The 13,960-nt window shown below is 35.1% G+C and carries 13 protein-coding genes; 4 read left to right on the forward strand and 9 right to left on the reverse strand.

The features are described from left to right. Window positions 1-114 precede the first annotated feature (114 nt). A complete protein-coding gene (locus tag AC1M9J_RS03730) occupies window positions 115-393 on the forward strand; it encodes a hypothetical protein (RefSeq protein WP_481951908.1) in 279 nt (92 codons plus the stop codon). Window positions 394-424: 31 nt separating this feature from the next. Here AC1M9J_RS03730 and AC1M9J_RS03735 read toward each other — a convergent pair whose 3' ends face one another. From AC1M9J_RS03735 to AC1M9J_RS03765, 7 genes are all read right to left on the reverse strand, one after another. Further along, complete coding sequence (locus AC1M9J_RS03735) at window positions 425-961, reverse strand: DUF2058 domain-containing protein (RefSeq protein ID WP_481951909.1); 537 nt, start codon at window positions 959-961, stop codon at window positions 425-427. 12 nt (window positions 962-973) lie between these two features. Continuing rightward, window positions 974-1,651: a YoaK family protein gene (locus tag AC1M9J_RS03740; protein ID WP_481951910.1), complete on the reverse strand. Its 678-nt coding sequence runs from the start codon at window positions 1,649-1,651 to the stop codon at window positions 974-976. Window positions 1,652-1,685: 34 nt separating this feature from the next. Beyond that, window positions 1,686-2,888 carry a serine/threonine transporter SstT gene (sstT, locus tag AC1M9J_RS03745; protein ID WP_481590040.1) on the reverse strand — a complete coding sequence of 401 codons (1,203 nt, stop codon included), beginning with the start codon at window positions 2,886-2,888 and terminating at the stop codon, window positions 1,686-1,688. Between the two features lie 162 nt (window positions 2,889-3,050). Beyond that, a complete protein-coding gene (locus AC1M9J_RS03750; protein ID WP_481951911.1) occupies window positions 3,051-4,796 on the reverse strand; it encodes a SulP family inorganic anion transporter in 1,746 nt (581 codons plus the stop codon). 115 nt (window positions 4,797-4,911) lie between these two features. After that, window positions 4,912-6,324: an amidase gene (locus AC1M9J_RS03755; protein WP_481951912.1), complete on the reverse strand. Its 1,413-nt coding sequence runs from the start codon at window positions 6,322-6,324 to the stop codon at window positions 4,912-4,914. A gap of 426 nt (window positions 6,325-6,750) precedes the next feature. Further along, window positions 6,751-7,092: a helix-turn-helix domain-containing protein gene (locus AC1M9J_RS03760; RefSeq protein WP_481595263.1), complete on the reverse strand. Its 342-nt coding sequence runs from the start codon at window positions 7,090-7,092 to the stop codon at window positions 6,751-6,753. A gap of 609 nt (window positions 7,093-7,701) precedes the next feature. After that, window positions 7,702-8,277, reverse strand: a complete 576-nt coding sequence (locus AC1M9J_RS03765) for a DUF6037 family protein (RefSeq protein WP_481595262.1) — start codon at window positions 8,275-8,277, stop codon at window positions 7,702-7,704. Window positions 8,278-8,538: 261 nt separating this feature from the next. Between AC1M9J_RS03765 and AC1M9J_RS03770 the strand changes: the two genes are divergently transcribed. Both AC1M9J_RS03770 and AC1M9J_RS03775 read left to right on the forward strand, forming a co-directional pair. After that, window positions 8,539-8,775, forward strand: a complete 237-nt coding sequence (locus AC1M9J_RS03770) for a VF530 family protein (RefSeq protein WP_481595261.1) — start codon at window positions 8,539-8,541, stop codon at window positions 8,773-8,775. Between the two features lie 207 nt (window positions 8,776-8,982). Continuing rightward, complete coding sequence (locus AC1M9J_RS03775) at window positions 8,983-9,681, forward strand: DUF1826 domain-containing protein (RefSeq protein ID WP_481595260.1); 699 nt, start codon at window positions 8,983-8,985, stop codon at window positions 9,679-9,681. A 17-nt stretch (window positions 9,682-9,698) separates the two neighbouring features. Here AC1M9J_RS03775 and zigA read toward each other — a convergent pair whose 3' ends face one another. After that, window positions 9,699-10,919: a zinc metallochaperone GTPase ZigA gene (zigA, locus tag AC1M9J_RS03780; RefSeq protein WP_481595259.1), complete on the reverse strand. Its 1,221-nt coding sequence runs from the start codon at window positions 10,917-10,919 to the stop codon at window positions 9,699-9,701. Window positions 10,920-11,165: 246 nt separating this feature from the next. Here zigA and AC1M9J_RS03785 point away from each other — a divergent pair, with 246 nt between their 5' ends. Beyond that, entirely contained in the window at window positions 11,166-12,311 is a 1,146-nt protein-coding gene (locus AC1M9J_RS03785) for an RICIN domain-containing protein (protein WP_481951913.1), read from the forward strand. Between the two features lie 858 nt (window positions 12,312-13,169). On the opposite strand, the gene AC1M9J_RS03790 is transcribed toward AC1M9J_RS03785, so the two are convergent. Further along, window positions 13,170-13,949: a TorF family putative porin gene (locus AC1M9J_RS03790; RefSeq protein ID WP_481607505.1), complete on the reverse strand. Its 780-nt coding sequence runs from the start codon at window positions 13,947-13,949 to the stop codon at window positions 13,170-13,172. Window positions 13,950-13,960 lie beyond the last annotated feature (11 nt).

Raw genomic sequence — 13,960 nt, forward strand, 5'->3', positions numbered from 1 at the left:
GTGAAATAAGTCACACTATAAAAATTTCGTAGATTATCGTCATTACATTTTCAAATTATAAAACCCATATTTAAATCTAAATTAATCTTTTTTATATCGATCTCTCTGTGTTCTTTGCTTTTTGCGAAAGCTCCTCAAAGAAGCATTATTGAACTTGCTGATCTTCAGCAGTTAGAAAATGAAAAAATAATGAGAGAAAGTCAATCCATTGATTTTTTTGAGCTCTCCAAAATACCATCGATTGAAAAAAAATCGAATCAGAGAATAGAAGACGAGCGCAGAAAATTGATAGACTCATCTCGTGATGATTGGAAGCAGCAATATGACTCAAAGCAACTTAATCGTGAATTTATACTTGCTGCACCGCAATCTGAATCACATATAAAGCGTTAAAAAAGCCTAATAAATTAGGCTTTAGAGAGATTTACCACATTAAATCATCTGGAATAACATAAGCTGCATATGGATCTTCCTCATCCGTAATAGCCTCATTTTTCTCAGCATTATTCACAATAATAAATCCTTCGACTTTTTCATTAATCCGCTCAGATAACGCTCTTGGTAGAACGGCATAGCTAGCTTGATCTTTGGCGATGACTAATGTGCCTGCCACGAGCGCATTGTAAACTTGTTGATTAATATAAATTTTCTTAATTTTATTTTCATCAACGAACTGGTAGCTGATTTCACCATCAATATCTTTGATTTTATGCTGGCCAATCATTTGCACTACTGCTGCACGTAATGCTTTTTCATCTTGCTGGCGTTTGATTTCAAGATTAAGACTCTGATCTTTTTCTAATTTTTGCTTTAAATCTTGTTCAATCTTAGCTTTAATCTCAGCTTCATTGCTTTGACCCGTGCGTTGCTCATGCACAGCTTGTTTAGAAAGTTTTTTAGCCTTTTTTTGATCGACTAAACCAGCTTTGAGCAATTGTGCTTGCAAGGCATTTTTTACCATGAGTAATACCAACTACGATTTTTGAAAATAACAATGACGGAAATATAAAATCCAATAGATCAGGGTCAGTAAAAAACTTAAACCTGCAGGAATTAAAAACGCTTCTAATTGTAAATAAGGATAGCTGAATGCCGCAACAGTACTGCCAATAATAAAACCAAATAAAATCACTAAATGCAAAATAACTTTTCTGGATTCCGTTGTCAGACCTCTTACAAAATATCCAAATGCTAAACCAAGATCGGTTAAGACACCAGAAAGGTGAGTCGTACGAATAATTGCACCTTTATAATGACTTACCATGGCATTTTGTACACCCATCGCACAACATGCCCATAGCAGTGCATAACGAGGATAATAGGGAATAAATACCCAACAGAGCAGAATAAAAAAAGTCACTAAACTCAATGGTAGACCATATCTGCGTCCGAGTTTAAATTGACTATTCCCCAATATCAGACCGCTAAAACTAGAGCCTAAAACATAACTCAGGATAATAAGAATAAGAAAAATTACAGCTTTGAAATCATGGTCAATAAGACCGATGGCAAGCAAACTTGCATTGCCTGTCATGTGTGAAACTGACTGATGTAATAAAGAAATGAGACCCAAAACGTTGATCATGCCTGCATTTACTGCAAGCATGAAAGCCCCAAATTGTACCCAGTTTGGAAGGAATTGAAATGGCATATCTTTCATTCTAAAAGTTTATGCCATGAATATATTATTTTGAAGGAGCGCGATCAACCGCAGCAGTAAACAATACATCTGTAGATGAGTTGAGTGCTGTTTCAGTTGAATCTTGTAGAACACTGATCACCATACCGATGGCTACAACTTGCATAGCCACATCTGGTGAAATATTGAATAAGCCACAAGCGACAGGAATCAATAAAAGTGAACCACCCGCTACACCTGAAGCACCGCAGGCAGAAACAGTAGCCACAACAGAAAGAACAAGCATTGTAGTAAAGTCAACGGAAATACCAAGTGTATTCACCGCTGCTAATGTTAATACAGTAATCGTTACTGATGCGCCCGCCATATTAATTGCAGCTCCCAACGGGATTGCTACACTCGCTGTCGATTCATTCACGCCCAAACGCTTGGCAAGATCCAAGTTCACCGGAATATTTGCTGCTGAACTACGGGTGAAAAATGCGGTGATCCCACTTTCACGTAGACATTGAATAACCAACGGATAAGGATTTGAACGCGTAACAAATGCCACCATAATTGGGTTAATTACAAGTGCAACAAAGAACATAGTCCCTAATAGAACAGACAATAATTGTGCATAACTTGCTAAGGTTTTAAGACCTGCATCTGCAAAAGTCACTGCAACAAGTCCAAAAATACCGAAAGGTGCAAAACTGATGACAAGACGAATCACGTGATTCACGGCATTCGCAGCATCCGTCAGACACTGTTTTGTGGTGTCTGTGGCATGACGAAATGCTATACCCAGTGCAACAGCCCAACCCAAAATCCCAATAAAGTTTGCTTCACTTAATGCAACGATAGGATTCGCAACAAAACTGAGTAATAAATTTTTAAGAATTTCAGTCAAGCTGCCAGGTGGTTGTAAATCAGCTTGCGCAGCGACATCTAAGAAAAGAGTGCTTGGAAATAAATTACTCACAATGACAGCAGTTAACGCAGATAAAAACATACCTACGGCATACATCATCATAATGGGTTTGATTTTCGCACTGCTGCTATCACCAACTTTAAAGTTTGCAATCGAAGAAAGGACCAAAACAAAAACAAGAATTGGTGCAACAGATTTAAGGGCTTTAATAAATAAATCACCCAGCAAGCTTAATTGTGGTGCAACTTGAGGAAAAAATATAGCCACCAAAACGCCAAGAATAATGGCGATAATGATTTTGGTGACTAAACTCAAACGTGCTAGAGCAGTGAACATAACTGAACCTAATAATGCCGAGTCTGGCTTAAAATCGGATAAATAAGTGGGGTATTCTATACTTAAAAATGATTTTAAATATAAAACTTATTCATAATAAAAATTAAGTGGATAAAATCACTGGATTTTTTTTGATAATTCTTACTTAAGAATATCAAATTCTTATGCAAAAGATGATTTATTTTCGCTGAAATTGGGGTCTAATTCATATACTGCTTGGAAATGAGTGAGGTATATTTTACCTGTCAGATGTTGTATCCAATTTGTTGAATTTAAGCGATCCATAACAGGACCTTTAACTTCGCTTAAGTGTAGTTGAATATTGAGTTTAGATAACTCAGAATTCATTTCTTCAAGAGTCTCTAAAGCTGAATAGTCAATATTACTAATACTGGAACAGTTAATGACAACATGTTGAAGCTCATCATGTTGGCTAACCTCTGAAATAATAAATTCCTTCAGGGTGTTTGCATTGAGAAAACTCAAATTTTCATCAATTCTCACCGAAACGAGCCTTTTACTGGTAATGACTTGGTGCCTTGAAATATTTCTAAAATGCTGTGTGCCTTCAACGAGACCAATCACTGCAATATGTGGACGGCTAATTCTCCATAACAGCAACACGAATGTTGAAATAATACCCACCATTAAGCCTGTCGTAATATCTACACACAGCACTCCTAAAAATGTGAGTGCCATTGCTAAACCATCTGCTTTAGAATATTTCCAAGCCGCTATAAAAGGTTTAATTTCAACAAGTTTCCATATCGACACAATGATTGTTGCAGCCAATACACCTAAAGGTAAATATTCAAATAGACTTGTAAAATATAGACTGACCACAATGATAAGTAGCGAGGATAAAACCCCAGCCATAGGTGTTTTTGCACCAGCATCAGCATTGACCACTGTGCGTGATAGGCTACCAGTCACAGGAAATGCGCCACTGATTCCAGCGCCAAAATTTGCAACACCGAGTGCAACAAGCTCTTGATTACTGTTCAAATTACTACGTGATTGAAAAGCCGTAGCTTGCGCGATCGAAATAGATTCAACGAAACTCACCATAGCGATCATTACTGCGCCAGGAAGCAATATTTTTACCATGTCCCAAGTCCAGTACGGCATTTGAATAGGGGGTAATCCACTTGGAATTTCACCTACTGTTTTAATTCCATAGGCATTTAAATCAAAGGACTGAACCAGTAAGATTGAAAATAGCACTAAGCATAATGGTAATGCTTTTTGTATAAATTGCATCATTTTTTGATGATTTGAAAATGCTGGAATTTTAAATAATTGTGGTAAATAAATGAGCGCTAAAATTGAAGCTAAACCCAAAGATAAGCTGGCCAAATCATATAAAGAAATGTATTGAGCCAAACTCGTAAAAAATTCGATTAAATTACTGGATTGCAATGGAATATTAAGAATAAATTTTATTTGACCTAATGCAATTAAGACAGCTGAAGCAATGATAAAACTCTTAATCACAGGTTGGCTAATGAGACGAACCAAAAAACCAAATCTAAATAGCCCCAATAAAAATGAAATTATGCCAACCATTACTGCTAGCAAATACGCAGCTTGAATATAGACTGGTGAACCCACTTCATATAATGGCTGTAGCGTGGCAAAAGTCATCATGGAGATTAATGCAACTGGACCAATTGAAAGGGTAGTACTCCCTCCAATCAGTGCATAAGCAATCATAGGGATAATACTGGCATATAACCCCATAATTGGAGGTAAGCCTGCAATCATGGCATATGCCATGCCTTGTGGTACAAGCATTGCAAGCACGATCACAGATGCAAGAAGATCAGATTTAAAATCTTGAGTATTGTATTTTTTTAACCATTTCCAAGCTGGGATGATTCGTTCCACAGAATGCTTCGTTAAATCCATACAAATCTCTAAATCACATTTATGTATATATTATGCATAAAAAGTGATAAACAAGCACTGAGTATTGTTGATAAGGATCATCAAGAATTTGATTAATGATCCTTAATGTATGATTTTAATCATATATTTTTTTAAAAGGTTGTATCTGTTCAAGCTGATAAGCGAGATCTATCAGTAAACGCTCTTGTCCCAAATCAGCAGAAAGCTGAATACCTATCGGTCTTGAATCTACTTTAGTCATACCCATTGGCAGTGATATCGCTGGAGCACCTGCGATATTTTGAATAGGTGTGAATGCTACATAATTCCTTAAATGCTCAAATAAAACATCAAATTCGAGTTGAGGTGAAAGATATCCAATTTGAGGCGAAACATGCGCTAAAACTGGCGAAAGGATGACATCATATTGTTGGAAGATTTGTTGATAGATGCGCTGGATTTGCTTTAAACGGTATAAAAATAAAGGGGTTTTATAGAAATTTTTCTTGTACAAGTTTGCAAGCCCAACTGTTAGATGATCTAACTCATTCACGTTAAAATCTTTGCCAAGTAGCGGTTTTCCAAACTGTTGAATCATAAATGATAAAAAACCCCAATAGTGGCTGAAATCATCTACAAACGAATCTGGAATAGGAAGTGAAAATTCTTCAATATGATGACCTAAATTCCTGAGTAATTGAGCAGTAGACTCAACAGTTTGACGGGTCTTAGCATCAGTATTGGTTTGCAATGAATCATAAACAAGACCAATCCGTAAAGGTTTGCTGGATGGATGCTGGATTAAGCCAATTTCGGGTAATTTTTTTGGCTTATATTGTTTTTCCATTTCAGCAAAGAAAAACGCGGTATCACGCACAGAACGTGTTAAAACACCATCTGAAACAAGGTCAATTGGTAAATACTGCGAACCTTCATTTGGATACCAACGACCACGTGTCGGCTTTAAACCGACTAAACCGCAATTTGCTGCAGGAATTCGTATCGAACCACCACCATCATTTGCATGTGCAATTGGTACTACGCCTGATGCAACGAGTGCCGCAGCTCCACCTGAAGAAGCTCCACACGAATAATCAGTATGCCAAGGATTGCGTGTGTAATCCCCAGACTTAAATTCTGTTGAAGCATTTAAGCCAAATTCAGGCATTTTGGATTTACCCAGTGCAATTAAGCCTGTATCTAACATTTGTTGAGTAATTTTAGAATTTTTGATCTTTTCCTTGGATTTGAACGATGTTGATCCTTGTTGCGTAGGAAAACCAATAAGATCCAGATTATCCTTAATAAATGTAGGGATTGCAGAAAAAATCTGATTTGGTTTAAAAGTAGGCGATTTAAGTATTTGTTCGAAGTTTTCGAATTCAATTGCATTTAGCAGAGGATTTACGAATTTTGCGCGTTCAATCGTAGCTCTTAAAACTTCATCAATTGAGATGTCTTTAGATTGAATTCTGTTTGAGAGCTCAATTGCATCACTTGTACCTAATATATCATCCGTGAAAGCATGAATTCTTTTTTGATTATCCATAATCGATTTTCTTTAAAATTGACTAAGCATATGTATACACATGAAATATTGATTTGTCGATTGACCAGAGATGGATTTGCCACAATTTCGCATAATGTATATTATGTTAAATAGGATATCTAGAACAACAACCCTGAATATGGGTTTATATAATTTGTGATGGCTAAAAATTCAGTATCAAGAAATCTTAGATAAAACTCGTCTTTGAAAAAAACTTTTGATGAAAGAATTAGATGTACTACATGCTCTGATCAAATATCACTTGAAGAATCTAAAAGCAGAAGAAGTTGTAAAATACCGAGAAGAAGTTTTGGGTAAGGAAGACTAACTACCCTTTTATTCTTAAATTTAAGACTAGAGTCCACCATTAGATAGCGTGGACTCTTTTTTTTAGACAAATAAAAAGCATCTTACGATGCTTTTAAATTATTGCTTACGTTTACGATGCCATTCAATAAATTGTTGCACCCTTGGATGTGTTAAAACATCTTGCAAATTCATAATATAGTATTTGCAATAATAAACATCTTTCCCCATTTCTGTTCGATAAGGGATTTTGTGTGCTTCAATTAACCACCCATCTTGCCTTAATTCACAAATACGGGCTGCTGAACTAACACAATCAAGCTTGTTACCCATTTGTTTATTTGTCGGCTGATCACCAGACAATAAAAACATTAAGATTTCAGCTTTATTTGTACCCAATTTCGGGAGTTTCCCGATAATTGGAGTCATTTTTGGCATATCACCAAAGTCTAAAAATTCCATAATGGAATCCTCTTATTACAGAGAGACTTTGATCACTATAGTGTCATACTCGTGAAATTAAACTAGCATTAATATAGGTAAAGCATTTCAATTCGATTTGCTTTTCGCTATAATCACGAGGCTTTTTGAATGAGCATCTCGAACGAAATTCAGCTTGACTAAATTTTGAATAAGATGTAATTCTAAACTTCAACACTTCGTTTAACGCTTTTAAGAGTGACATTTTTGATCTCCGTCTCTCACTTAAAGGTTTGTTGTGTTCTAGATTTGAATGAAAGGGAACTAGGCGGCCACCTAGTTCTTTTTCTATATCTAGTACACAGGTAACCGCTCAACCACTATATGTTGAGCATTGGGATGATTTTATTATAAAAGCTATGACAGTGGAAGTTTGTAGCGTCTAGATGTGACGCAGAGAGCGTCTAAGAGAGTATTACTGCAACCCTATACCTTGGGTCAAATTCACTTGAATATGCAGAAATAAGCGGGAATAATGAGATAAAAACATGACATTTAAGATATTTTGATTTAAATTTAACCAGTTTGCTATCTATATGCCTAAAATTATTTTTTTGTAACAAATGATTTCCTAGTTGAATTTTATAATATTTACAATCTGAATACTGCTTCTTTTGCATATTCTTCTCGGTCAGTCCATCGACTGCTAATATTTTTCTTTCGACACCATTCATAGGCTTTATAACCCAAATACTCTCGTGTCTTTAAAAGATTTTTTTCTGTAACTTGCCCACCATCTTTGGTATTATCATTCCAACCATAAAAGTAAATTTTATCTGCATCTTCTACATCCCTTTTATATATAGCTATGTCTTGAGATGATACACGTTGTGTTTCTAAAGCAATTGCTGGAATAGCCTTATTGAACTCATTAAAAAAAGCAAATGGGGAAAACTTATTTAAAGGATCGTATTTAATACCTAAAACTTCACAAAGTTTTTTATAAGTCTCTCTAGGAAGTTTATCATTGATTAAAAAGCCATTTTGGACTTCAACAACAAAACTAAAATTTTTTATACGAACACCAAATAAGAGAATAAACGGTGATTCATCAATAAAAAAGAACACATCAAAAATTACATTATTTTTTCTAAAATTAAATTTATATCGTTGAATGCCTTGGCTTCTCATACTATTAAATAAAGGAACCAGACCATCTAATTTCATATAATAATTCTCTTTTGTCATTCTGAAGTCGCATAACTTCATTTTATGTTAAATAGGATATCTTTAACAGCGCACCAATACTAGCTAATGTCTTGTTACATTGCATAAAACAACGAATGATTAGAATTCAATTTGAAAAATTAAAAAAACTAAAACACAATCTGTAATTTTTGATGGACCATTGAGTATATACAGCAACGTTCTCAATTTTTGTCTAGCTCAGGTTATAATGCTCATCTTACACAATTCAGTTGATCTACTATGAACACCTCCAATGACCCTTTACATGGCAAAAAACTTGCTGACATTTTAGATGAGTTATTGGATTACTACGGAGGCTTTGAAGGATTAAGTCGTAAAATTGAAATTCGTTGTTTTTGCATCGACCCGAGTGTTAAATCATCTTTACGATTTCTACGGACTACACCATGGGCACGTGAAAAAGTAGAAAGCTTATATTTGTATGTTCTCCGTCAAAGAGCTAAACATAAATTCTAGCCAACAAAAAACTTAAGCTATGTTTAACTTTTTATACCCAATTGTAGAATAGCCTTAATGAGTATCTATCGTTTTTGTTCACATCGTGTAGTTATGGGTGGAAGCCCCACTCTCCTACTACATTGAACGACGATCAATCATCTAAATCCAGTCTTATCAAGTCTAGAGCTAAAAGCTATAATATGTTTTTAAAAAGTTTTAGATCATATGCTCGAACTCATTCACTCATATCCTCAAGCCAAATTGGTGAATACTTTCCAAGCATTAGCGAATGAAGTTTTTGAAGACCATGTCAATGCTTTATGTTGGTATAGGCATTTAGATTACAATTTCAAAGAAATCGTTGAAAAACTTACACTCATAGAAGATATTACTGAAATTTCCATCGCTCAATTAGAGCAACTCAAACTTTCAGACTCTGCAAGCAAAGCGAGAGACGTTATTATTAATGATATAATGTTGCTCACCGAATTGGGTGCATCGCCGTCTTTAAACTTAATCAAAGAATATCAGCGTGATGAAGAATTGGATTTTATCAGCACTGATGTATATTCTTTTCATGTAGATCGATCGCCATTAGCAACGGATACATATCTGTGTACCTATTACGGGGCGGCTAGCGATATTATTTCCAATGATCAGGTTGAACAAAAAATTCATATCCCAGAAATCCGTCAAAAAATTAAATCATTGTTTGATGGCGAAGACCATGAGTTTGACGATTTTCTTGCAGAGACCTATATGGATCTTCACTATCAACCTAAAAATGGTGCAACACCTTTAAATTTAGGAATTGGTCATCTCTGGCGTTTGGCTGTAGATCATCCTGATCAGAAAGTACTTCCTTGTGTTCACCGTGCTCCAAAAGATAATGCAGGACAACTCAGATTACTCTTAATATGTTAAGGAATTCCTTGCTCAATTTAGGCGAGTAATTCTTTTTCAGTTTCAAATGGGTTAAAGAAATTACACCAAACGATTGGTCCTAAACTCATCTCCGAATCAGTAAGTAAACATTGATCAAAATTTTGGATTAATTGCTCTTTATCCATCTCTTGACCAATTAAAACAATTTCCTGTCTGGCATCACCCGTTTCCGGATGCCAACTCGATTCAATTGCCTGAATAGATTGCGTATCTTGTGGCCATTCCTCTTGTGGTACCGAAGCCCACCAATATCCTGCTTGACCATGCCGAGCCATACCTCCAGCTTGTGACCAAGACATAGCCATTGTTGGTTCCGCAGCAAGCCAAAAAAATCCTTTTGAGCGTATAACACCTTTCCATTCTGAATGGATAAAATTGTAAAAACGTTGTGGGTGAAAGGGTCTTCTTGCTCTATATACGAAACTTTCGATTCCATATTCTTCAGTTTCAGGCTTATGCTCTCCTCTCAACTCTTTTAACCAACCAGGTGCTTGTGAGGCTTCATCAAAATTAAAAAGCTGTGTGTTGAGTATTTTATCGAGTTCAACCTGACCAAATGTAGATGACTCAATTTTTGCTCTAGGGTTAAGCTTTTTGAGAATCGCATAAAGCTGGGACTTCTGATGCTCATCGATTAAATCAGTTTTGTTTAGAATAATAACATCACAAAATTCGATTTGATCTATCAGTAAATCCACAACAGTACGTTGGTCAAATTCTCCAAGTGATTCGCCACGATCATGTAGAAGATCATATGAACGATAATCACGTAAAAAATTGAATGCATCGACTACGGTCACCATGGTATCTAAACGAGCGTACTCATTTAGAGATACGCCGTCTTCATCTTCAAAGGTAAATGTTTCGGCTACAGGTAGAGGCTCTGATATTCCGGTAGATTCAATGACGAGTTGATCAAATTTTTTCTCTTCCGCTAATCGTCTTACTTCTACTAATAAATCTTCTCTCAAAGTACAGCAAATACATCCATTACTCATTTCAACGAGTTTTTCTTCCGTTCGTGATAATTCCGCCCCACCTTCTCTCACTAAAGCCGCATCAATATTGACTTCTGACATATCGTTCACAATTACTGCGACACGTTTTCCTTCTCTATTATTTAAAATATGATTTAAAAGTGTGGTTTTTCCTGCACCAAGAAATCCAGATAGCACAGTGACAGGTAATTTATACGGTTGTGAAGAATCAATATTCATGGTGAGTTACTCGTTTTAATGTTCAACCACATCATTTGATCGCTTATTGCAATCAATGAATGATCTTGATTTTTGATGTAACTAAATCATAATTGTTATGTTATAACATTTCAACATGTTTAATGTTTAGTTAAACTTTAATAAAATTTATTTATAGTGATTCTAAATTGTATTCATCACTGTAGAATCATAAGTAAAACTAAAGAATCTATGTCTTAATTTTTATAATCATATGAGTATATAACAATGAATTTAATCAATCTTATTATTCGTACCACTTTAAGTACTTCTCTGTTACTTGGAGTTTCGAATACGTATGCCGTGGTTGCAGGCGGAATGGTTTCTACTGACTACCATTGGAACAATATTCCGGCTAACGGCTTTGCAACACTTGAAAATCAAATCATCATTACCAATGAGCCAGGAAATGATGGTAATACATTTTGGGCCAATCAATTTTCATTAAAAAATGGAAATATCGGTTATGTTGGATTACAGCAACGAAGCAATGATGAGAAGTATTTAAATTTCTCAATCTGGAAAACGACATCTTGGAAATCAGGATACCCTGCGTATTGCAGACAATTTGATCATGAAGGTGATGGCGTTCAATGTGACTTACCTTATGAATGGAAAGAAGGCACGAAATATAATTTTAAGATTGTGAAAAATAATGACAGTACAGTCTCAGCTTTTGTTAAAGACATGAGTACTGGTAAACAACTTGAAATTGCAAAAATCAATGTGCCTCAGACCTGGGGTGGTTTTGATAGTTTAGCTACATTTACCGAAAATTTCAGACAGCACCAACAACCCAACGGTATTTATGGCTATAACAGTTGTAATGATGTTCATACATCTGTTTCTGCCACCTATTCTGCAATAGCAAACTCTTCAATTAAGTCTAAATCACAAACGACTAAAACTTATGGAAATTGTGTACAAGCGGCATCAGCGCATTGCACGGATGATTCTACTTGCATTTCTACTGTGAATAATGCCAATTACACCCAGCAAAAACCTTTCATTTTGAAAAATGTTGCACGAGGTTTTTGTGCAGATAGCTTGAATGGTGGTCAACAAATGGGATTGTATTCATGCGATCCCAACAACGGCAATCAACGTCTGAGTACGGATCACACACATCGTTTATACTTAACTCATCGGGATGCTTGTTTGATGGGCGATGTTAAAGATAATTTTGTTAAAGTTGCGCCGTGCAATAATGATAGCAGTCAACGATGGATGTATAGCCCCCATACAAGCCAATATATCAACTTAAAAACAGGTCTATGCCTTGATGCCGCTGATGGTGCAAATAGTATGGCACGCCTACAAATGATTGGATGTCAAAGCAATAATTCATATCAAACGTGGAAAATTACACGTTAACTTATTAATTTCAGAGCTTTAGTATTTAAAGCTCTGAATTTTAATGCTGAAATTTTAATTTTTTGCTTTCTTTGAGTGACTCGTACTAATTTTAGTAAAATTAGATATCTAAATTAGAGATTTTACTCATAGATAAGCCAGCTCACTCAGGTTAAAAGCATTCTTAATACTGGCTCAAAAAGCGAAATAAGTTCAATGATTTTAGGGAGATATTGTCTAAGGTATATTTGTAATATTGATGACAGCAATAAAATAAAAACAATTAAAAATATTCTTCATAAATCTTTGCTATTTTTCCGATAGCGCCGTTAATGATGAGAACAAAATTCTTCAAAATATTAAAACTTAATAAATGAGATTAGACGTTTAGTTATTTATCTCTGAAGATAGAAATCAAAAGCCCTATTTTAATATTGGAGAGAATCAAATTCTAACCTCATGTTTATTATGAACATTCATAGTTCTATTTTTTTAATCCATTGTCCTTCATGAATTATAAATTATAGGATATCTAGTTGATTTATGAATTTGGCTGAAATCAGTTAATACTTGAGCATAGTCATCTATGTAACATCAAAAAATCTTAGTGAACTTTTTTCACAAGAACTATTTCTAAATAAATTCTTGTGAAAAAATTGCGTAAAATTTTACTCTCCTCGTCATATTCATGACCTATTTTTGGTCAATGCTTTACTTCTATCACTCATTAAATAAACACTAAGTTGATAAATTTTTTACTAATAATCTTTGATATGTCGATATTTTATTTATTGATGAGTCTAATTTAAAAATTACATTTTTGCTTAGGCTATTTTGGTATTCAAAATTTAAGCCTAAGCATTTGAAGATTTTCTTAAATTAGAAACTATAGGTGAAAGCCACTACACCTAAATTTTTCTGTTTTTCGTTATAGCGGTTCTTACCACCAAAAATATATTGTCCAATCAATCCGAGTTCTGGTGTCAAGGCATAATCTAGCCCGATAGATGAGAAGCGATAAGCAAATTCTCGTTTTGTATCACCGAGCTCTAGACCTTCATATTTCCCATTATCATTAAAATAGCTCGCTGCAGCACTTGCTGTAGCAGATAATTTATCATTGAGTTGGTGGGTATATATTACGTTTAGATAAGTATCCCCTTGGTTTGCATACACGACATCATATGTATATGCAGATAAACTGGTTGATAAAGAGTTTTTATCATTGAATTGGTGTGTGGCAGTTACCCCCATTTCATTGGAAGTTGTATTTGACGTGTTCGGATAGAAATAAGTGGCATTCCAAATATTCCAATTTGTCCTACCAGTATCAAAACTATAGCCGACAATAAAGTCGTGCTCTAATTTATCAGTTTTACGGCGCTTATCACCTTGAAGTTCAGCATAAGAGTAGCCTAATGTAGACCCCCAATACCCGACATAGAAGTTGTTATAACTGAGGTTTAGACCTGTTTGAATTGCGAGGTCATCATTTTCTGGTGCATTTGTTAAACCACGTGAAATGTATTTGGAGGTTAATGTGACATATCCATCAAATTGAATTGGTGAATTTGTTTCTTGATTCGTAGAGTTTGCATAACTGGGTAAAATAATAAAGCTAGCAGTGCTCAACAGCACTGCTTGAGTCGTTTTAATCATCATAAAATTTA

The organism is Acinetobacter sp. ANC_7588 (genome assembly GCF_056783995.1).

Coding starts and splice junctions, on each gene's coding strand:
- AC1M9J_RS03735 (WP_481951909.1), bottom strand. CDS start 961: ATGGTAAAAAATGCCTTGCAAGCACAATTGCTCAAAGCTGGTTTAGTC.
- AC1M9J_RS03740 (WP_481951910.1), bottom strand. CDS start 1,651: ATGCCATTTCAATTCCTTCCAAACTGGGTACAATTTGGGGCTTTCATG.
- sstT (WP_481590040.1), bottom strand. CDS start 2,888: ATGTTCACTGCTCTAGCACGTTTGAGTTTAGTCACCAAAATCATTATC.
- AC1M9J_RS03750 (WP_481951911.1), bottom strand. CDS start 4,796: ATGGATTTAACGAAGCATTCTGTGGAACGAATCATCCCAGCTTGGAAA.
- AC1M9J_RS03755 (WP_481951912.1), bottom strand. CDS start 6,324: ATGGATAATCAAAAAAGAATTCATGCTTTCACGGATGATATATTAGGT.
- AC1M9J_RS03760 (WP_481595263.1), bottom strand. CDS start 7,092: ATGGAATTTTTAGACTTTGGTGATATGCCAAAAATGACTCCAATTATC.
- AC1M9J_RS03765 (WP_481595262.1), bottom strand. CDS start 8,277: ATGAAATTAGATGGTCTGGTTCCTTTATTTAATAGTATGAGAAGCCAA.
- AC1M9J_RS03770 (WP_481595261.1), top strand. CDS start 8,539: ATGAACACCTCCAATGACCCTTTACATGGCAAAAAACTTGCTGACATT.
- AC1M9J_RS03775 (WP_481595260.1), top strand. CDS start 8,983: ATGCTCGAACTCATTCACTCATATCCTCAAGCCAAATTGGTGAATACT.
- zigA (WP_481595259.1), bottom strand. CDS start 10,919: ATGAATATTGATTCTTCACAACCGTATAAATTACCTGTCACTGTGCTA.
- AC1M9J_RS03785 (WP_481951913.1), top strand. CDS start 11,166: ATGAATTTAATCAATCTTATTATTCGTACCACTTTAAGTACTTCTCTG.
- AC1M9J_RS03790 (WP_481607505.1), bottom strand. CDS start 13,949: ATGATTAAAACGACTCAAGCAGTGCTGTTGAGCACTGCTAGCTTTATT.